Source organism: Pseudomonas sp. KB-10 (assembly GCF_018221585.1).
In the GTDB taxonomy this organism is placed as follows: Bacteria; Pseudomonadota; Gammaproteobacteria; order Pseudomonadales; family Pseudomonadaceae; genus Aquipseudomonas; species Aquipseudomonas yangonensis.
Map to the genome: position 1 here is coordinate 114,371 of NZ_QYYB01000002.1, position 18,226 is coordinate 132,596.

Sequence of the window (18,226 nt, forward strand, 5' to 3'; positions counted from 1 at the left end):
TGAGCATTTGACCGGGCTGGCGCTCCAGCCTGTTTTCAACGCAGCATGATCGAGCGCAGTAGTTTTCATGGTGCCTGTGCCTCGTCGACCAGTTCTTGATAGATCGGCGCCAGTTTTTCGCGCCAGATTCGCTCGTCGATGGCCCCGACGTACTTGTGGCGAATGATGCCCTTGGCGTCGATGAAGAAAGTCTCCGGCGCGCCGTACACCCCCAGGTCCAGCCCCAGGCTGCCCTTGGCATCCTCGATATTGAGCTGGTAGGGGTTGTGCAGGTCACGCAGCCACTTCTGCGCCGGCTCGCGCTGATCCTTGTAGTTGATGCCGTGAATGACCACACCGGCCTCGGCCAGCTTGTTCAGCACCGGATGCTCGTGCCGGCAGGCCGGGCACCAGGTGGCCCAGACGTTGACCAGCGCAGGCCTGCCCTTGAGGTCGTCCGCGCTCAGGGTGCGCTCGGGATTGTCCAGCGCTGGCAGGCTGAAAGCCGGGAACGGCTTGCCGATCAGCGCCGAGGGCAGCTCGGACGGATCGAGAAACAGACCGCGGTAGAGAAATACGGCAATCGCCAGAAATGCCAGCAGCGGCAACAGCAGCAGCAAACGTCTCATACGCTGGCCTCCTGCAAGCCCAGGGCGTCGCGCACACGGGTGCGGACCTTGATCCGGTAGCGCTTGTCGGCCGCAGCGAGGAAGCCGCCGAAGGCCATCAACAGGCCGCCGAGCCAGATCCAGCGCACGAAGGGTTTGATGTGAATGCGCACGGCCCAGGCGCCCTGCTCCAGCGGCTCACCCAGGGCGACGAACAGATCGCGAGTGAAACCGGCATCGATGCCCGCCTCGGTCATGGTCGACTGCTGCACGGTGTACAGGCGCTTCTCCGGGTGCAGCACCTTGATCTGCCGCTCACCATCGAAGACACGCACCGTGCCCTTGTCTGAGATGAAGTTGGGGCCTTCGTGATGCACGGCGCCGTCGAACTGGAAGCGATAGCCCGCCAGCTCCACCGAATCACCCGGCGCCATGCGCAGGTCGCGCTCATAGCTGCCCAGGCTGGTCAGCACCACGCCCAGGGCACACACGGCGAACCCCAGGTGCGCCATCTGCATGCCCCAGTAGCTGCGACCGAGACTCGGCAGGCCCTTGATCAGGCCTTTGTGGCGCGTCTTGTCGAGAATGTCGCGCACGCCGCCGAGGATTACCCAGAACGCCAGCAGGCAGACGGCCAGCACCGCCCAGTGGAAATCAGCATGCAGGAAGGTCGCGGCCACCGCCAGCACCACGCTGGCGACCAGCACCGGCGTCAGCATGCTGCCCAGCCATTTCAGCGGGGTGTCCTTCCAGCGCACCAGCACGCCGACGCTGATCACCGCCATCAGCAGCGCCATCAGCGGCAGGAACAGCGCGTTGAAGTAAGGCGGGCCGACCGACAGCTTGGCGCCGGTCAGGGCATCGAGCACCAGCGGGTAGAGGGTGCCAAGCAGGATCATCGCAGCCGACACCACCAGCACGATGTTGTTGACCAGCAGCAGGGTCTCACGCGACCACAGGCCAAAGCCGACCTGGCTCTTGACCACCGGTGCGCGCACGGCGAACAGCGCCAGCGAACCGCCGACCACCACCAGCAGGAAGGCAAGGATGAACACGCCGCGCTCGGGGTCGGTGGCAAAGGCATGCACCGAGGTCAGCACGCCGGAACGCACCAGGAAGGTCCCCAGCAGGCTGAGGGAAAACGCGGCGATGGCCAGCAGCACCGTCCAGCTCTTGAACACACCGCGCTTTTCGGTCACGGCCAGTGAGTGGATCAGCGCCGTGCCCACCAGCCAGGGCATGAACGAGGCGTTCTCCACCGGGTCCCAGAACCACCAGCCGCCCCAGCCCAGCTCGTAGTAGGCCCACCAGGAACCGAGCGCGATACCGATGCCGAGGAAGGCCCAGGCGACGATGGTCCAGGGACGCGACCAGCGCGCCCAGGCGGCGTCCAGCTTGCCGCCGAGCAGCGCGGCGATGGCGAAGGCGAAGGCCACCGAGAAGCCGACATAGCCCATGTACAGCATCGGCGGATGCACGATCAGGCCGAAGTCCTGCAGCAACGGGTTGAGGTCGCGGCCATCGGCCGGCGAGTTCGGCAGCAGACGTTCGAATGGGTTGGAGGTGACGATCAGAAACAGCAGGAAGCCGACGCTGATCATGCCCATCACCGCCAGCACGCGGGCGAGCATCTCTTCCGGCAGGTGGCGCGAGAAGATCGCCACGGCGAAGGTCCAGCCGGCCAGGATCAAGGCCCACAGCAGCAGAGAGCCTTCGTGAGCGCCCCATACCGCGCTGAACTTGTAGTACCAGGGCAACGCGCTGTTGGAGTTGTTGGCCACGTAGGCGACGGAGAAGTCGTCGACCATGAAGGCGTAAGTCAGGCACAGGAAGGAGAACAACAGGAAGGCGAACTGACCCCAGGCGGCCGGCTGCGCCAGGCTCATCCACTGGTGGTCACCACGCCAGGCACCGACCAGCGGCAGCGTCGCCTGTACCAGGCACAGGCACAGCGCCAGGATCATCGCCAGATGGCCAAGCTCGGGGATCATTGTGCGCTCTCCTGCTGGTAGCCGCCTTGCTTGGCTGCTTTGGCCTCATCGTGCTTTTGCATCATCCCGCTCTTTTCCAGCGCCTGCATGACCTCAGGCGGCATGTAGTTCTCGTCGTGTTTGGCCAGTACCTCGTCGGCCACCAGGACGCCCTCTTCGTTGACGCGGCCCAGGGCAACGATGCCCTGCCCTTCACGGAACAGGTCCGGCAGGATGCCGCTGTAGCGGATGGTCACGCCATGGGCGCCGTCGGTGACGACGAAGTCCACTTCCAGCGAATCGGCCGAACGCTTCACCGATCCCTCCTCCACCAGACCACCGGCACGAATGCGGGTATCGACTGGCGCCTCGCCGTTGGCGATCTGGCTCGGGGTGTAGAACAGGTTGATATTCTCCTGCAGCGCGGTCAGCGCCAGGGCGACGGCGATGCTGACGCCGCAGAGGATGGCCAGAACGATGTACAGGCGTTTCTTGCGAACCGGATTCACTTCGACTTCTCCCGGCGCAAACGGCGCGCCTCGTCTTGCAGGTAACGGCGGCGAGCCAGGATCGGCAGCACCACATTCAACGCCAGAATCGCCAGGCTGATGCCGTAGGCGCTCCAGACGTAGGCGCCATGGGTGCCCATGGCGAGGAATTCGGAAAAGGACGAAAAGCTCATGCCTTGCCCTCCACCAGGTTCTGCACTTCGGCTTTCACCCAGCTGCTGCGCGATTCGCGCTTGAGTACTTCCAGACGCATGCGGTACAGCAGCACGGCGCCGAAGAAGCAGTAGAACCCCAGTACCGCCAGCAGCAGCGGCAGCCACATTTCCACCGGCATCGCGGGTTTTTCGGTGACCTTGAAGGTGGCGGTCTGGTGCAGTGAGTTCCACCACTCCACCGAGTACTTGATGATCGGGATATTGATCACACCGACGATGGCCAGCACGGCACAGGCCTTGGCGGCGCTGTCGCGGTTGCTGATGGCGTTGCCCAGTGCGATGACGCCGAAATAGAGGAACAGCAGGATCAGCATCGAGGTCAGACGCGCATCCCATACCCAGTAGGTGCCCCAGGTCGGCTTGCCCCAGATGGCGCCGGTAAGCAGCGCGATGGCCGTCATCCAGGCGCCGATGGGGGCGGCCTGCTGCAGGGCGACATCGGCCAGTTTCATTTTCCAGACCAGGCCGACCAGGCCGGCGACGGCGAGCGTCACGTAGATGGATTGAGCCAGGAACGCGGCTGGAACATGAATGTAGATGATGCGAAAGCTGTTGCCCTGCTGGTAGTCCGGTGGCGCGAAGGCCAGGCCCCAGACCAGGCCGGCGACGGTCAGCAATACGGCAGCGATGCTGAGCCAGGGCAGCCAGCGGCCACTCATCTCATAGAACCACTTGGGCGAACCCCATTTGTGAAACCACGTCCAGTTCATGCTCGACTCATCATTCAGGCCTGGCTCGACTGCTGTCGGTCAGGTATCACGGTTCGTTCTTATTCGCCGACACTGATGGTCAGGCCGGCGGCTATCGCAAAAGGTGTCAGGGTAACCGCCAGAGCGGTGAGGCTCGCCAGCCACAACAGGTGACCGGTAGCCGGCAGTCCTTGCAGGGCCGCCTGCAACGCCCCGCTGCCAAGAATCAGCACCGGGATGTACAGCGGCAGGATCAGCAGCGCCAGCAGCAGGCCGCCGCGCTTGAGACCAACGGTAAGCGCCGCGCCCACCGCACCGAGCAGGCTCAACACCGGGGTGCCGAGCAGCAGGGAAATCAGCAGTACCGGCAGGCAACGCCCGGGCAGACCGAGCATCAGCGCCAGCACAGGCGCCAGCAAAACCAGCGCGAGACCGCTGAAAAGCCAGTGTGCCAGCACCTTGGCCAACACCAGAAGAGGCAGGGGGTGCGACGAAAGGACCCACTGCTCCAGCGAGCCGTCTTCGAAATCGCTGCGAAAAAGCCCGTCCAGCGAGAGCAGCACGGCCAAAAGCGCTGCCACCCATACCAAGCCAGGGGAAAGGGTTTGCAACAATTGCGTTTCCGGCCCTACCGCCAGCGGGAACAGCGCGATGACGATAGCGAAGAAAACCAGGGGGTTGGCCAGATCGGACGGACGGCGGGCGAGCAGACGCATTTCGCGTGAAAGCAGCTGTGTGAAAACGTTGCTCATGCCGCGTACTGCCCCAGATCCAGATCGCGATAGGTGGCCGGCTTGTGCTGCAGGCTGTGGTGGGTGGTCAGCACCACCACGCCGCCGCGCTCACAGTGGCCGGCCAGGTGCGCTTCGAGTTGCGCCACCCCGCTCTTGTCCAGCGCGGTGAAGGGCTCATCGAGCACCCACAACGGCGGCGTGTCTTCCAGATACAGGCGCGCCAGGGCCACCCGGCGCTGCTGACCGGCGGACAGGGTGTGACAGGGAACGTCCTCGAAACCGCGCAGGCCGACCGCTTCCAGCGCCTGCCAGATGGCGTCGCGGCCGGCCGGGCGATGCAACGCGCAAAGCCAGGCCAGGTTCTCTTCGGCGCTCAAGAGCCCCTTGATCCCGGCTGCATGGCCTATCCATAGAAGATTGCGCGCCAGTTCGCTGCGCTGCTCGGCCAGAGCCTGGCCCTGCAGGAGAATGTCGCCGGAGGTCGGCTGCCGCAGCCCGGCGATCAGTCGCAGCAGGCTGGTTTTGCCGCTGCCGTTGGGACCGCTGATCTGCAACATGTCGCCTGGCTGCAGGGCGAAATGCAGCTGCTCGAAAAGCATGCGCCAGTCCCGCTCACAGCTGAGCGCCACGGCTTCGAGAAGAGGAACAGGACGGGTCATCGATACCTGGCAGGGCTAAAGTCGACGGTGCTCCGGCCGCTATACTGACGCGTGCCGGAAGTGTGGTGCGCAGCGGGCCGGCATTATACATGGCGCATCGCTGTCCCCGCAGTCAGCATTTTCGACAGGGTGTTAATCGCGTAGGGTGTGCCATACGCACCAGCAGTCGAACCCCGTGCGCAGCGCCCCCTGCCGCACCTGCATAGGACGGAGCCTCAGCAAAGCCCATGAGCGAAATCAGCAGCCCACGCCCGCTTCCTCCTTCCACGCAGGTGATTCGCACCGCTGCGACCGCTGCCGACATGGCGGTGCGCCTGCTGCAGCCGCTGGATGGCATGCTGGCAGCCGGCGAAAGCGCCAAGGCCGAAGTGGTGGCGGTTCGCGAGCAGGCACAGAGTTTCCAGCTGCTGCTGAAACTCACCCTTGAAGGCGGCAAGCAGGCGACTCTGCAAGCCGAAAGCCCCAGGCCGCTGGCTCAGGGCAGCGCCCTGGTGGTCACTGCGCTTTCCGACACCCGTCTGGCGCTGGCCCTGCAGGCAGGCGGCGACAAGCCACTGACCAGCCTCGATCTGCAGCAACTGCCGCCCGGCACCCTGGTCCAGGGCAAAGTCGTCAGCCGCGACGTTTTGCCGCCGCAAGGCGCGCAGACGATCTATCGCCTGGTGGTCAATCTGCTCAACACGCCGCTCGCCGGCAAGCAGCTGGCGCTCGACAGCCCGCTCGCCTTGCCGCTCGGCAGCCTGCTCAGCGCCCAGGTCCAGAGCAGCCAGAGCCTTGCCTTCCTGCCGCTCAGTGGCCGTCTCGATCAACTGGTACTGGGCCAGCAACTGACCGCCCAGCAAAATCGCCAGGCTTCGCTGGAGGGGTTGTTCAAGGGCCTGCAGAATCTGAGCGGTGGCGATGAGGCGCTGCGCGGCAGCATCGACAAGCTGCTCGGTGCCCTGCCCGACAGTACCCAGCTGAGCACAGCCAAAGGTCTGGCGCAGGCCCTGGAAGGCAGCGGCGTACTGCTCGAAGCCAAGCTGTTGCAGGGCCAGACCAGCGCACTGGCGCAGGATCTGAAAGCCAACCTGCTGCGCCTGATTGCCCAACTGGTGCCACAGCTGCCTGGTGGTGCCGGTACCCTCGCCGGCCTGCAGAACGCACTCAACCAGAATCTGCCCAACCTGGCCCGGCAACTGCTCGGCGTCAACGCAGCCGGCTCGTCGCGGCAGCAGGCGCTGACCTTTCCCCTGCCCTCGCGCCTGCTGCAGAACATGGATGGCGAGGCCGATCTGGAAACCCTGCTGAAGCTCGCCGCGGCGGCCGTCTCGCGATTGCAGACCCACCAGTTGTCGAGCCTGGCGCAAACCCAGGTGGACGCCAATGGCAACCTGCTGACCACCTGGCAGCTGGAGCTGCCCATGCGCCACCAGCAGGAAGTGATTCCCCTGCAGGTCAAATTGCAGCGCGAAGACAGCGGCAAGACGGAAAAACCGGAGCAGAAGGAGACGCTCTGGCGAGTGGAACTGGCCTTCGAACTCGATCATCTCGGCCCGTTGCAGGTGCGTGCGCAACTGCTGCGCGGCAGCCTGTCCAGCCAGCTGTGGGCCGAACGCGCCGAAACCACCCATCTGATCAATGCAGAACTGGGTCATCTGCGTGAGCGTCTGCAGGCCGCCGGACTGGAAGTCGGTGAATTGGCCTGCAGCCAGGGCATGCCGCCCCAGGGGCCGAAGACTTCACTGGAACAACGCTGGGTGGATGAAACCGCATGAGCCGCAAGCCGCAGCCCGAAGCCCGTCAGGCCATAGCCCTCAACTACGACGGGCAAAACGCGCCGGTGCTCAGCGCCAAGGGTGATGACGAACTGGCCGAAGCCATCCTCGCGATCGCCCGCGAGTACGAAGTTCCGATCTACGAGAATGCCGAGCTGGTGCGTCTGCTGGCGCGCCTGGAGTTGGGCGACGCAATTCCCGAAGCGCTGTATCGCTGCATCGCCGAAATAATCGCCTTTGCCTGGTACCTGCAGGGCAAGACCCCGCCCGGCTTCGAAGCGGACGCGGAGCGCGACGTCACGCCGCCACTGCGCCAGCTCAAGGGGCCGGCGAGCTGAGCAACTGCCGCCCTACGGAGGCGTCGAATAAACCAAGTCTGGTAATTGCGCGGGCAGCAGCGCCTGCCCGGATACGCATCGACGATGCGCTCAAACGCAGAGTGTTATTGCGCCTGCCCTGCCTTGGGTTTGTGCAGACGACTGATCAGCTCGGCCTCGGCCTTGCTCAGGCCACAGGACTGGGTCAGGTCCTCGACGCTTGCCCCCATACCTACCAGGCGCGCCGCCTGGGTGAAGGACAGGCTGCTGGGGTCGCGCTGCTCGATCTGGCTGACCTTGTCCGGCAGCGGCGCCACCACACGGCGCAGCTCATGCAGCTCCTCGCCCATGCGGATGCTGCCGGTCAGGTAGGTATCGAGGCGCTTGCTCAGCTCCTTGATCCGCGCATCGCGCGCGGCATCACGCTTGGCCTGCTCGGCCAGCAGGCGCTGCTGGTTGCGATACAGGCCATTGCAGACGATGCCCAGTGCCACGCATAGCAAGGCCACGAAGGCCAGGGCCGCAGCGAGCATGGCAAACTCGGACATGGCTCAGATGCTCTCCAGCTCCGACCACTCTTCCTCGGACATCATCTTGTCCAGCTCGACCAGGATCAGCAGTTCGCCGTTCTTGTTGCACACGCCCTGGATGAACTTGGCCGACTCGTCGTTACCGACGTTCGGTGCGGTCTCGATCTCGGACTGACGCAGGTAGACCACTTCGGCCACGCTGTCGACCAGGATGCCGACCACTTGCTTGTCCGCTTCGATGATGACGATACGGGTGTTGTCGGTCACCGGCGCCGAACCCAGACCGAAACGCTGGCGAGTATCGATCACGGTCACCACGTTGCCACGCAGGTTGATGATGCCAAGCACATAGCTCGGCGCACCCGGTACCGGGGCGATCTCGGTGTAGCGCAGGACTTCCTGCACCTGCATCACATTGATGCCGTAGGTCTCGTTGTCCAGGCGAAAGGTCACCCACTGCAGAATCGGATCTTCGGCACCTTGTGCAGAACTTTTCTTCATGTCCCTAGCCTCATCAAAAACCGCTCAGTGCGGCATGTGCGGGTCGAACCGCTTGTCATCAACTATAGAGCCCGATGGCGCAGGCTCACCAATTCTTAATGCACTTTTCCGCCATTCAGGCGTTTCGCCGCGCCGCTGGCGATCAATTCCGCCAGCGCCGCCACGTCGAGCAGTGCACACATATGCTCGATCACCGTACCGGCCAGCCAGGGCCGCTGGGTACGCTGACTGCGCCATTTGACCTCGCTGGGGTCCAGGCGAATCGAGCGACTGACCTGATGCACCGCCAGCCCCCACTCGTAACCCTGCACGGAAATCACATACTGCAGGCCTTCGCGGAAGTCCTCGCGGTAGCGATCGGGCATCACCCAGCGCGCAGTGTCCAGCACCTTCAGGTTGCCTGCCTGACTCGGCAGGATGCCGAGGAACCAATCCGGCTGACCGAACAGCGGCGTCAGCTCCTGGCCTTCGAGCGGATAGATCGAGCCCAGGCAGATCAGCGGTACCGCCAGGGTCAGCCCCGCAACGTCGAACAACAGACACTCGAAGGGTTCCTCGGCCCAGGCCGGACGACCATCGGCGAGCAAGGCAGCCGGTTGCGGCGCCAGTTCGACAAGGGGCGCAACCTCTGGCGGCGCCTGTACGGGCACGAGCAACTCTACCGGCGCAACGGGGGCCTGAACCTGCGGCTCGACCACAGCCGCGAGTGCGACTGGAGCAACAGTTGGTGCTACCGATTCGACCAGGCGGGCATCGCGTACCTGCTCCTCGAGCACCGCGGCCTCGAATTCGTCCAGGCTGACGGACATCTCCAGCTCGGCAGCGGCTTCCTGCAACAATCCGTCGAGGTAGGACTGCAGGGCCAACTGGGAACGTGTAGCGGTGGCGAGGTTACGACTCATGACAGGAACCCGAGATAAGATCTTTACAGCCTATCGGCCGCAGCATGCTCCGACTTGAGCACCCAAGTTCAACACAGTCATACATTTCAAGCCACCTGCGCCGCCGGCTGATGGCTCAGCAGATGCTTGAGCAGCGCCCGGTAGGCGATCACGCCGCGACTATTGGCATCGAACTGCGACGGCGTGCGCCCCGCCCGGCTGGCATCGCGCAAACGCGTATCGACCGGGATATAGGCCGGCCACAGGTGTTCCGGATAGGTGTTGCGCAGCACACGCAGGGTACTCATGGACGCCTGGGTCCGACGATCGAAAAGGGTCGGCACGATGGTGTAGGGCAGCGCCTGCTTGCGCGAGCGATTGATCATCGCCAGCGTGGTGATCATGCGCTCCAGGCCCTTGACCGCGAGAAATTCGGTTTGCACCGGTATCGCCAGCTGCTGGCTGGCCGCCAGGGCGTTGACCATCAATACGCCGAGCAATGGCGGGCTGTCGATGATCGCGTGATCGAAATCCTCCCACAGCTGCGCCAGGCTCTTGGCGATCACCAGGCCAAGGCCACTCTGCCCCGGCGACTGGCGTTCGAGCGTGGCCAGCGCGGTGCTCGACGGCAGCAGTGAGATATTCTCGTGGCTGGTGCTGTGCAAAAGCTGCTTGGGCAACCCTTGCGGCACATTGCCCTGATGCAGGAACAGATCGAAGCAACTGTGCTCCAGCGTATCGGGATCATGACCGAAATAACTGGTCATCGACCCATGCGGGTCGAGATCGACGACGATCACGCGCTTGCCGGCATCGGCCAACAGGCCCGCCAGCGCGATGGAGGTGGTGGTCTTGCCGACCCCACCCTTCTGATTGGCTACTGCCCAGACTTTCATCTTCTCTCATCCTCCCGGCAAGAGGCGCTCAGGCCGAGAATGGCTGTCGCACGCACACGGCAGGCGACTTGGATTTGACGGCTCACGACTGTGGAACCCCCGATGCTGACGCCGGTGCAGTTTGCGTGCCAGCCTCGGACTGCTGGGTCACGGCACTGCCAGCGCCACGTCGGGTATCAAGGTTGCGCGAAATCACCAGCACAACCCGACGGTTTCGCCCCCTGCCCTCCGCAGTGGCATTGTCGGCCACCGGCTGAAATTCGCCATAACCCACTGCGGCCAGACGTGAAGGGTCGACACCATCCATGGCCAGCATACGCACGATGCTCGACGCGCGCGCCGAAGACAGCTCCCAGTTGGTCGGATACTGGGCGGTTTGGATCGGCAGATTGTCTGTGAAACCTTCGACCTTGACCGGATTCTGGTACGGCGCCAGGATTTTGGCGACCTTCTCGATGATATCGAACGCCTGGTTGTTCGGAATCGCATCGCCGCTGGGAAAAAGCAGACTGGAGCTGAGCTCGATCTCGATCCACATCTCGTTGCCGCGCACCGTCAGCTGATCGCTCTGGATCAGATCGCCAAAAGCCTCGCGCACGCTGGAGGCGATACTCTGCAGGGTCGAGTCCGAGCTCGGGTCGTCCATCGAGGTGTCGTCCGGCTCGCTGGTACGCGGCCGTTCCTCGCCGACAGGAATCGGCTTGATCGAGCGATCCGGCTGATTGAACACGCCGGTCAGCGACTCCGAAAGAATCTTGTATTTGCCTTCGTTGATCGAAGAGATCGAGTACATCACCACGAAGAAGGCGAAGAGCAAGGTGATGAAGTCGGCGTAGGAAACCAGCCAACGCTCATGGTTCTCGTGCTCTTCATGTTGCCGCCTGCGTGCCATGCCATGCCTCCATCAGTCCATGAAGCCTTGCAGCTTCAGTTCGATGGAACGCGGATTCTCACCCTCGGCGATGGAGAGAATGCCCTCCAGCAGCATCTCGCGGTAACGCGACTGGCGCAGCGCGATGGACTTGAGCTTGTTGCCAGCCGGCAACAGCAACAGGTTGGCAAAGCCGACGCCATAGATGGTGGCAACAAAAGCCACGGCGATACCGCTGCCGAGCATGCTCGGATCGGCCAGGTTGCCCATCACGTGGATCAGCCCCATCACGGCACCGATGATGCCGATAGTCGGCGCATAGCCGCCCATGCTCTCGAATACCTTGGCGGCCTGTATATCGCGGGCCTCCTGGGTGTAGAGATCGACCTCCAGAATGCTGCGAATGGACTCGGGCTCGGCACCATCGACGAGCAACTGCAAGCCTTTGCGCGCATACGGATCCGGCTCGGCATCGGCGACCGACTCCAGGCCCAGCAGGCCCTCCTTGCGCGCCACCATGCTCCAGCCAACCACGCGGTTGATGCCACCGATCAGATCGATGCGCGGCGGAAAGAAGATCCAGCGCAGGATGCCCATGGCACGCTTGAACACCTGCACAGGCGCCTGCAGGAAAGCAGCTCCCAGCGTACCGCCAATGACGATCAGCGCTGCCGGGCCGTTGAGCAAGGCCCCGGCATGACCGCCTTCCAGATAATTGCCGCCCAGAATGGCAACGAACGCCAGGATGACGCCGATCAGGCTCAGTACATCCATACGCTTGTTCCCGGCTTAACCCTGGTCACTGGCAGGCCTCGGTCAAGTGTCGACCGATATCGTCCAGGCCGTAGACCGCATCGGCCAGGTTGGCTTTGACCACCGCCATGGGCATGCCATAGATCACGCAACTGGCCTCGTCCTGCGCCCACACCTGGCTGCCACCCTGCTTGAGCAGGCGCGCGCCTTCGCGGCCATCGGCGCCCATTCCGGTCAGAACCACGGCCAGTACCTTGTCGCCATAGGACTTGGCCGCCGAACCGAAGGTGATGTCGACACAAGGCTTGTAATTGAGGCGCTCGTCGCCCGGCAGGATTTTTACCGTGCCGCGGGCATCGACCATCATCTGCTTGCCGCCAGGCGCCAGCAGCGCCAGGCCGGGGCGCAAAATATCGCCATCCTCGGCTTCCTTGACCTGAATGCGGCACAGCTTGTCCAGGCGCTCGGCGAAGGCCTTGGTGAAGGCGGCCGGCATGTGCTGGATCAGCACAAGCGGTGCCGGGAAATTGGCTGGCAGCTGGGTCAGCACACGCTGCAGCGCCACCGGCCCGCCGGTCGAGGTACCGATGGCTACGAGCTTGTACGCCTTACGCTTGGGTGCGGCCGATGCGGCTGCCGGTGCGGGACGCGCAGGCGCAGGCGCAGGCGCAACGGGGGCCGGCGCAGCGGGCCGTGTCGAAACGGCCGGACGGCTAATCGGCGCTGCGCTCGGACTGGCCGCAGTCGGCGCCGGAGCCACTGCAGCCGAGCTGAAACGACGGTTGCTGCGCGCGATGCTGTGCACCTTTTCGCAGAGCATCTGCTTGACCTTCTCGGGGTTGCGCGAGATGTCTTCGAAATTCTTCGGCAGAAAATCCACCGCGCCGGCGTCCAGCGCATCGAGGGTCACCCGCGCGCCTTCGTGAGTCAGCGAGGAGAACATCAGTACCGGCGTCGGGCAGCGCTGCATGATGTTTCGAACCGCGGTGATGCCGTCCATCATCGGCATCTCGTAATCCATGGTGATCACGTCGGGCTTGAGCGCCAACGCCTGATCGATGGCTTCCCGCCCGTTGGTGGCCGTGCCCACGACCTGAATGCTGGGGTCAGCGGACAGGATTTCCGAGACGCGCCGGCGGAAGAAACCGGAGTCGTCCACCACCAGAACCTTAACAGCCATACACACTCCTAGACGGCGCGAAGCCATGGCCCGCGCCGCGAAACATCAGAAACGTCGAGCGTAGCGCTTGAGCATGCTCGGTACGTCGAGAATCAATGCGATGCGTCCGTCGCCAGTGATCGTGGCACCGGACATCCCGGGCGTGCCTTGCAGCATCTTGCCCAGTGGCTTGATTACCACTTCTTCCTGCCCGACCAATTGATCGACGACAAAGCCGATGCGTTGGCTGCCAACCGTGAGGATCACCACGTGACCTTCGCGCTGACCTTCGTGGAAGGCCTGCGGCACCAGCCAGCGCTTGAGATAGAACAGCGGCAAAGCCTTGTCACGCACGATCACCACTTCCTGGCCATCGACCACGTTGGTGCGCGACAGATCGAGGTGGAAGATCTCGTTGACGTTGACCAGCGGGAAGGCGAAGGCCTGGTTCTCCAGCATCACCATCAGGGTCGGCATGATCGCCAGGGTCAGCGGCACCTTGATGACGATCTTCGAGCCCTGGCCTTTCTGCGAGAACACGTTGACCGTGCCGTTGAGCTGGGAAATCTTGGTCTTCACCACGTCCATGCCGACGCCGCGGCCGGACACGTCGGAAATCTCGGTCTTGGTCGAGAAGCCCGGCGCGAAGATCAGGTTGTAACACTCGAACTCGTTGAGACGATCGGCCGCGTCCTTGTCCAGCAGGCCCTTCTCCACGGCCTTGGCCCGCAGCACGTCGGCGTCCATGCCCTTGCCGTCATCGGTGATCGACAAGAGGATGTGGTCGCCTTCCTGCTCGGCTGACAGCACTACACGACCAGCGCGGGCCTTGCCAGCCTTCTCGCGCTCTTCGGGGGTTTCCACGCCATGGTCGACGGCGTTGCGCACCAGGTGCACCAGCGGGTCGGCCAGGGCCTCGACCAGGTTCTTGTCGAGGTCGGTTTCCTCGCCCACCAGCTCGAGGTTGATTTCCTTCTTCAGGTTACGCGCCAGGTCACGTACCAGACGCGGGAAGCGGCCGAAGACCTTCTTGATCGGCTGCATGCGGGTTTTCATCACCGAGGTCTGCAGATCAGCGGTCACAACATCGAGGTTCGACACGGCCTTGGACATGGCCTCGTCGCCGCTGTTGAGCCCCAGACGTACCAAGCGGTTACGTACCAACACCAGCTCGCCGACCATGTTCATGATCTCGTCGAGGCGCGCGGTATCGACCCGTACGGTGGTCTCCGCTTCGCTCGCTGCCGGTGCCTTGTCGGCACCTGCCGCGGGAGCGGCGGGCGCACGAGCGGCAGCAGGCTCGGCCTTGGCCGGCGCCGGTTTGGCAGCAGGCGCAGGTGCCTTGGGAGCAGCAGCAGGCTTGGCTACCGCAGCAGGAGCTGGCGCGGGCTCGCTGGGCGGCACGAACTTGCCCTTGCCGTGCAACTGGTCGAGCAGCGACTCGAACTCGTCGTCGGTGATTTCGTCACTGGCCGGAGCGGGCGCTGCGGCAGCGGCCACCGGCGCCGTAACTTCGGCTGCCGCACCGGAGAACTGGCCCTTGCCATGCAACTGATCGAGCAGCGCTTCGAATTCGTCGTCGGTGATGTCGTCACCCGCCGGCGCGTCAGCCGCTACCGAAGCGACGGTAGCAGCAGGCGTCTCGACGGTGCCAGAGAACTGACCCTTGCCGTGCAGCTGGTCGAGCAGCGACTCGAACTCGTCATCAGTGATCTCGTCGCTGGCTGCGCTCTCCGCACTCGGAGCGGCCGCCGGCGCGTCACCCAGCGCATCGAGCAGTTGCTCGAACTCGCTGTCGGTGATGTCTCCCGAAGCAGCAGAGGGCGCGGCTTGGAATGCCGGCTCTGGCTCTGGCTCCGGCTCCGGTTCTGCTTGCTGCACCGGCGCAGGGGCCGCTTCGCCGCCACCCGGCTCGGCCAGACGTGACAAGGCCGCCAGCAGTTCCGGCGACGCGGGCGTCGGCTCACGCCGCTCACGTACCTCGCCGAACATGCCATTGACTGCATCAAGAGCCTCGAGCACCACATCCATCAGCTCCGAATCGACGCGACGCTCACCCTTGCGCAGGATGTCGAAGACGTTTTCGGCGATATGGCAGCACTCCACCAGCTCATTGAGCTGGAGGAAGCCTGCTCCGCCCTTTACGGTATGGAAACCGCGAAAGATGGCGTTGAGCAGGTTCATGTCATCCGGTCGGCTTTCCAGCTCGACTAACTGTTCGGATAACTGTTCGAGAATCTCGCCGGCCTCTACCAGGAAATCCTGGAGGATCTCTTCATCGGCGCCGAAGCTCATATTGTGTGCTCCTTAGAACCCTAGACTGGACAGCAGGTCGTCGACATCGTCCTGGCTGGAGGCAACGTCATCACGCTTATCGGCATGAATCTGCGGACCTTCACCCCGCGATGGTTCTTTTAATTTTTCCTGTTCGGCGCGCAGCACTTCGTGGTCGTGCTGAATGCCGGCAAAACGGTCGACCTGGCTGGCCATAAGCACCAGCTTGAGCAGGTTGCTTTCCACTTCGGTCACCAGCTGGGTGACACGCTTGATCACCTGACCGGTAAGGTCCTGATAGTCCTGCGCCAGCAAAATGTCGTTGAGGTGGCCGGAAAGCTTGGCGCCGTCTCGCTCGCTACGGGCGAGGAATAGCTCGACACGCTTGGCCAGCTCGCGAAAGCCATCGGCACCGATTTCGCGGCGCATGAAGCGGCCCCATTCGACGCTCAGGCTGTGTGCCTCGTCGCTCAGGTCATTGACCAGCGGCGCGCTCTGCTCGACCAGATCCATGGTCCGGTTGGCGGCCTTCTCGGTCATGGTCACGACGTAGTTCAGGCGTTCGGTAGCGTCGGCGATCTGCGACAGCTCCTGAGCATGCGGCATACGCGGGTCGAGCTGAAAGTTGACGATAGCGTTGTGCAGCTCACGGGTCAGTTTGCCGACTTCGTGATAAAGCCCGCGGTCGCGGACCTTGTTGAGCTCGTTGATCAGTTGCACCGCGGCGCCGAAATTGCCTTGTTCGAGGCTGTCGACCAGATCGCGGGCGTTGTTTTTCAGGGTCGACTCAAGGTCACCCAGCGTGGAGTCATCGTGTTCCATAGCACCCTCGCGGCTGGCATCAGCCGTTGACCCGCTCGAAGATCTTCTCGATCTTTTCCTTCAGCACCTGGGCGGTGAAGGGTTTGACCACATAGCCATTCACGCCGGCCTGGGCCGCCTCGATGATCTGATCACGCTTGGCTTCAGCGGTCACCATCAGCACCGGCAAGTGCTTGAGACGCTCATCGGCACGCACGGCACGCAGCAGGTCGATGCCGGTCATGCCGGGCATGTTCCAGTCGGTCACCAGAAAGTCGAAGCTGCCGCTTTGCAGCATCGGCAGCGCCGAAGTCCCGTCATCGGCTTCCGCGGTGTTGGTGAAACCCAAGTCCCGCAAGAGGTTCTTGATGATCCGTCGCATCGTCGAGAAATCGTCAACGATGAGGATTTTCATGTTCTTGTCCAAGTCGACCTCCGTACAGTCCCAAACGTATTGCGCTCGCAACTACGTCCTTTAATCATGAAACCGTTTCTGCCTGCGAGTACGCCGCCTTCAGCCAGCGCGCCATTCACTCAGCCGCGAGCGCAAACGCGCCGCGCACTGACTGTGCAACTGGCTCACGCGCGACTCGCTAACCCCCAGCACTTCACCGATTTCCTTCAAGTTCAATTCTTCATCGTAATACAGCGCTAGCACCAGACGTTCACGCTCCGGCAAGCCGGCGATGGCGTTGGCCAAGGCCGCCTGGAAGCGTTCGTCTTCGAGGTCCCGCGAAGGTTCGAGGTGGGTGTGCCCGGCGTCTTCGTGCAGCCCGCCATGCTCGCCGTCCTGTAACAGGTCGTCGAAGCTGAACAGGCGGCTGCCCAAAGTGTCGCCAAGAATGCCGTAGTAATCCTCCAGACTCAATTGGAGTTCGGCCGCAACTTCCTGATCTTTAGCGTCACGCCCGGTTCTCGCTTCAACGGCGCGAATGGCATCGCTGACCATACGGCTGTTGCGGTGCACCGAACGCGGCGCCCAATCGCCCTTGCGCACCTCATCGAGCATCGAGCCACGAATACGAATACCGGCGAAGGTTTCGAAACTGGCACCTTTGCCGGAGTCGTATTTGCGTGAGGCTTCGAGCAGGCCGATCATGCCCGCCTGAATGAGATCGTCGACTTGCACGCTGGCCGGTAAACGGGCCAGCAGGTGATAAGCAATGCGCTTGACCAGAGGGGCATAGCGTTCGATCAGCTGATGCTGGGAGTCCTGCGCCTGCGCCTTGTTGTACATACGAAGTCCAGAGGCTGCTGTCATACGGCCGAGTCTGCGGTCGGTTGCTGCACCAGACGCTCGACGAAAAACTCCAGATGGCCACGGGGATTGGCCGGCAGCGGCCAGGTGTCAACCTTCTGGGCAATCGCCTTGAACGCCAGAGCGCACTTGGAACGAGGGAAGGCTTCATAGACTGCGCGCTGTTTCTGCACGGCTTTACGCACACATTCATCGTAGGGCACGGCACCGACGTACTGCAGGGCGACATCAAGGAAGCGATCCGTCACCTTGGTCAGCTTAGCAAAGAGATTGCGCCCTTCCTGCGGGCTGTGGGCCATATTGGCCAGAACACGGAAGCGACTGATGCCGTGATCACGGTTGAGCAGCTTGATCAGGGCGTACGCGTCGGTGATCGAAGTGGGTTCGTCGCATACCACCACGAGGATTTCCTGAGCGGCACGAACGAAGCTGACCACCGCATCGCCGATCCCGGCAGCGGTATCGATCACTAGCACGTCAAGATTTTCGCTGATATCGCTGAACGCCTGGATCAAGCCGGCGTGCTGCATCGGCGTAAGGCTGACCATGCTCTGCGTGCCGGATGCGGCCGGCACGATACGGATGCCGCCCGGCCCCTGCAGCAGAACATCACGCAGGTCGCACTCACCCGCGATGACATCGGCCAGCGTGCGCTTGGGCGCCAACCCCAGCAGCACGTCAACGTTGGCCAGCCCCAGGTCGGCGTCCAGCAGCATCACCCGACGGCCGAGATCGGCCAGGGCCATGGACAGATTCACCGACACATTGGTCTTGCCGACGCCACCTTTGCCGCCGGTCACCGCGATCACCTGTACGGGATGCATACCCATGTTCTCTCTACACCTTGTCTAACTTCGACTTGACC

General features: G+C 63.2%; 21 protein-coding genes. 2 read left to right on the forward strand and 19 right to left on the reverse strand.

Annotated elements, in window-relative coordinates:
* Positions 1-65: 65 nt before the first annotated feature.
* From DXK50_RS05515 to ccmA, 7 genes are read right to left on the reverse strand one after another with little or no spacing between them, the layout of a single operon-like run.
* Positions 66-608 (reverse strand): DsbE family thiol:disulfide interchange protein, encoded by a 543-nt coding sequence (locus DXK50_RS05515; protein WP_212629636.1) that lies wholly within the window; start codon positions 606-608, stop codon positions 66-68.
* Complete coding sequence (locus DXK50_RS05520) at positions 605-2,578, reverse strand: heme lyase CcmF/NrfE family subunit (protein ID WP_212629637.1); 1,974 nt, start codon at positions 2,576-2,578, stop codon at positions 605-607. The genes DXK50_RS05515 and DXK50_RS05520 overlap by 4 nt, the downstream gene beginning before the upstream one ends.
* Positions 2,575-3,066: a cytochrome c maturation protein CcmE gene (ccmE, locus tag DXK50_RS05525; RefSeq protein ID WP_161865604.1), complete on the reverse strand. Its 492-nt coding sequence runs from the start codon at positions 3,064-3,066 to the stop codon at positions 2,575-2,577. Before ccmE ends, DXK50_RS05520 begins: the two co-directional genes overlap by 4 nt.
* A complete protein-coding gene (gene ccmD, locus DXK50_RS05530; protein ID WP_013715013.1) occupies positions 3,063-3,239 on the reverse strand; it encodes a heme exporter protein CcmD in 177 nt (58 codons plus the stop codon). Before ccmD ends, ccmE begins: the two co-directional genes overlap by 4 nt.
* Positions 3,236-3,991, reverse strand: a complete 756-nt coding sequence (locus DXK50_RS05535) for a heme ABC transporter permease (RefSeq protein ID WP_212629638.1) — start codon at positions 3,989-3,991, stop codon at positions 3,236-3,238. The genes ccmD and DXK50_RS05535 overlap by 4 nt, the downstream gene beginning before the upstream one ends.
* 59 nt (positions 3,992-4,050) lie before the next feature.
* Positions 4,051-4,722: a heme exporter protein CcmB gene (gene ccmB / locus DXK50_RS05540; RefSeq protein WP_013715011.1), complete on the reverse strand. Its 672-nt coding sequence runs from the start codon at positions 4,720-4,722 to the stop codon at positions 4,051-4,053.
* Positions 4,719-5,363 carry a cytochrome c biogenesis heme-transporting ATPase CcmA gene (gene ccmA / locus DXK50_RS05545; protein WP_212629639.1) on the reverse strand — a complete coding sequence of 215 codons (645 nt, stop codon included), beginning with the start codon at positions 5,361-5,363 and terminating at the stop codon, positions 4,719-4,721. Before ccmA ends, ccmB begins: the two co-directional genes overlap by 4 nt.
* 227 nt (positions 5,364-5,590) lie before the next feature.
* Here ccmA and fliK point away from each other — a divergent pair, with 227 nt between their 5' ends.
* Both fliK and DXK50_RS05555 read left to right on the forward strand, forming a co-directional pair.
* Entirely contained in the window at positions 5,591-7,120 is a 1,530-nt protein-coding gene (gene fliK / locus DXK50_RS05550; protein WP_212629640.1) for a flagellar hook-length control protein FliK, read from the forward strand.
* Positions 7,117-7,458 carry an EscU/YscU/HrcU family type III secretion system export apparatus switch protein gene (locus DXK50_RS05555; RefSeq protein WP_161865600.1) on the forward strand — a complete coding sequence of 114 codons (342 nt, stop codon included), beginning with the start codon at positions 7,117-7,119 and terminating at the stop codon, positions 7,456-7,458. Before fliK ends, DXK50_RS05555 begins: the two co-directional genes overlap by 4 nt.
* Before the next feature lie 104 nt (positions 7,459-7,562).
* Here DXK50_RS05555 and DXK50_RS05560 read toward each other — a convergent pair whose 3' ends face one another.
* The 12 genes from DXK50_RS05560 to fleN all read right to left on the reverse strand — a co-directional run bounded on the left by DXK50_RS05560 (position 7,563) and on the right by fleN (position 18,191).
* Positions 7,563-7,985: a DUF2802 domain-containing protein gene (locus tag DXK50_RS05560; protein WP_013715007.1), complete on the reverse strand. Its 423-nt coding sequence runs from the start codon at positions 7,983-7,985 to the stop codon at positions 7,563-7,565.
* A 3-nt stretch (positions 7,986-7,988) separates the two neighbouring features.
* Positions 7,989-8,468 (reverse strand): chemotaxis protein CheW, encoded by a 480-nt coding sequence (locus DXK50_RS05565; protein ID WP_003243242.1) that lies wholly within the window; start codon positions 8,466-8,468, stop codon positions 7,989-7,991.
* 95 nt (positions 8,469-8,563) lie between these two features.
* Positions 8,564-9,370: a CheW domain-containing protein gene (locus DXK50_RS05570; RefSeq protein ID WP_212629641.1), complete on the reverse strand. Its 807-nt coding sequence runs from the start codon at positions 9,368-9,370 to the stop codon at positions 8,564-8,566.
* Positions 9,371-9,456: 86 nt separating this feature from the next.
* Positions 9,457-10,245 (reverse strand): ParA family protein, encoded by a 789-nt coding sequence (locus tag DXK50_RS05575; protein ID WP_161865597.1) that lies wholly within the window; start codon positions 10,243-10,245, stop codon positions 9,457-9,459.
* An 82-nt stretch (positions 10,246-10,327) separates the two neighbouring features.
* Positions 10,328-11,137 carry a flagellar motor protein MotD gene (motD, locus tag DXK50_RS05580; RefSeq protein WP_212629642.1) on the reverse strand — a complete coding sequence of 270 codons (810 nt, stop codon included), beginning with the start codon at positions 11,135-11,137 and terminating at the stop codon, positions 10,328-10,330.
* Positions 11,138-11,149: 12 nt separating this feature from the next.
* On the reverse strand, positions 11,150-11,890 hold the full coding sequence (locus DXK50_RS05585; RefSeq protein ID WP_161928836.1) for a flagellar motor protein: 741 nt from the start codon (positions 11,888-11,890) through the stop codon (positions 11,150-11,152).
* Positions 11,891-11,915: 25 nt separating this feature from the next.
* A complete protein-coding gene (locus tag DXK50_RS05590) occupies positions 11,916-13,049 on the reverse strand; it encodes a protein-glutamate methylesterase/protein-glutamine glutaminase (protein WP_212629643.1) in 1,134 nt (377 codons plus the stop codon).
* Positions 13,050-13,094: 45 nt separating this feature from the next.
* Positions 13,095-15,323, reverse strand: a complete 2,229-nt coding sequence (locus DXK50_RS05595; RefSeq protein ID WP_161865593.1) for a chemotaxis protein CheA — start codon at positions 15,321-15,323, stop codon at positions 13,095-13,097.
* Positions 15,324-15,335: 12 nt separating this feature from the next.
* The gene (locus DXK50_RS05600) at positions 15,336-16,124 is read right to left on the reverse strand and encodes a protein phosphatase CheZ (RefSeq protein ID WP_161865592.1); all 789 of its coding nucleotides are present in this window, start codon (positions 16,122-16,124) and stop codon (positions 15,336-15,338) included.
* A gap of 19 nt (positions 16,125-16,143) precedes the next feature.
* Positions 16,144-16,518 carry a chemotaxis response regulator CheY gene (locus tag DXK50_RS05605; protein WP_169968482.1) on the reverse strand — a complete coding sequence of 125 codons (375 nt, stop codon included), beginning with the start codon at positions 16,516-16,518 and terminating at the stop codon, positions 16,144-16,146.
* A gap of 99 nt (positions 16,519-16,617) precedes the next feature.
* Positions 16,618-17,364, reverse strand: coding sequence for an RNA polymerase sigma factor FliA (gene fliA / locus DXK50_RS05610; protein WP_161865591.1), 747 nt, complete (start codon positions 17,362-17,364; stop codon positions 16,618-16,620).
* Positions 17,361-18,191: a flagellar synthesis regulator FleN gene (fleN, locus tag DXK50_RS05615; RefSeq protein ID WP_161865590.1), complete on the reverse strand. Its 831-nt coding sequence runs from the start codon at positions 18,189-18,191 to the stop codon at positions 17,361-17,363. Before fleN ends, fliA begins: the two co-directional genes overlap by 4 nt.
* Positions 18,192-18,226: the final 35 nt, after the last annotated feature.

Coding starts and splice junctions, on each gene's coding strand:
- DXK50_RS05515 (WP_212629636.1), bottom strand. CDS start 608: ATGAGACGTTTGCTGCTGCTGTTGCCGCTGCTGGCATTTCTGGCGATT.
- DXK50_RS05520 (WP_212629637.1), bottom strand. CDS start 2,578: ATGATCCCCGAGCTTGGCCATCTGGCGATGATCCTGGCGCTGTGCCTG.
- ccmD (WP_013715013.1), bottom strand. CDS start 3,239: ATGAGCTTTTCGTCCTTTTCCGAATTCCTCGCCATGGGCACCCATGGC.
- DXK50_RS05535 (WP_212629638.1), bottom strand. CDS start 3,991: ATGAACTGGACGTGGTTTCACAAATGGGGTTCGCCCAAGTGGTTCTAT.
- ccmB (WP_013715011.1), bottom strand. CDS start 4,722: ATGAGCAACGTTTTCACACAGCTGCTTTCACGCGAAATGCGTCTGCTC.
- ccmA (WP_212629639.1), bottom strand. CDS start 5,363: ATGACCCGTCCTGTTCCTCTTCTCGAAGCCGTGGCGCTCAGCTGTGAG.
- fliK (WP_212629640.1), top strand. CDS start 5,591: ATGAGCGAAATCAGCAGCCCACGCCCGCTTCCTCCTTCCACGCAGGTG.
- DXK50_RS05555 (WP_161865600.1), top strand. CDS start 7,117: ATGAGCCGCAAGCCGCAGCCCGAAGCCCGTCAGGCCATAGCCCTCAAC.
- DXK50_RS05560 (WP_013715007.1), bottom strand. CDS start 7,985: ATGTCCGAGTTTGCCATGCTCGCTGCGGCCCTGGCCTTCGTGGCCTTG.
- DXK50_RS05565 (WP_003243242.1), bottom strand. CDS start 8,468: ATGAAGAAAAGTTCTGCACAAGGTGCCGAAGATCCGATTCTGCAGTGG.
- DXK50_RS05570 (WP_212629641.1), bottom strand. CDS start 9,370: ATGAGTCGTAACCTCGCCACCGCTACACGTTCCCAGTTGGCCCTGCAG.
- DXK50_RS05575 (WP_161865597.1), bottom strand. CDS start 10,245: ATGAAAGTCTGGGCAGTAGCCAATCAGAAGGGTGGGGTCGGCAAGACC.
- motD (WP_212629642.1), bottom strand. CDS start 11,137: ATGGCACGCAGGCGGCAACATGAAGAGCACGAGAACCATGAGCGTTGG.
- DXK50_RS05585 (WP_161928836.1), bottom strand. CDS start 11,890: ATGGATGTACTGAGCCTGATCGGCGTCATCCTGGCGTTCGTTGCCATT.
- DXK50_RS05590 (WP_212629643.1), bottom strand. CDS start 13,049: ATGGCTGTTAAGGTTCTGGTGGTGGACGACTCCGGTTTCTTCCGCCGG.
- DXK50_RS05595 (WP_161865593.1), bottom strand. CDS start 15,323: ATGAGCTTCGGCGCCGATGAAGAGATCCTCCAGGATTTCCTGGTAGAG.
- DXK50_RS05600 (WP_161865592.1), bottom strand. CDS start 16,124: ATGGAACACGATGACTCCACGCTGGGTGACCTTGAGTCGACCCTGAAA.
- DXK50_RS05605 (WP_169968482.1), bottom strand. CDS start 16,518: ATGAAAATCCTCATCGTTGACGATTTCTCGACGATGCGACGGATCATC.
- fliA (WP_161865591.1), bottom strand. CDS start 17,364: ATGACAGCAGCCTCTGGACTTCGTATGTACAACAAGGCGCAGGCGCAG.
- fleN (WP_161865590.1), bottom strand. CDS start 18,191: ATGGGTATGCATCCCGTACAGGTGATCGCGGTGACCGGCGGCAAAGGT.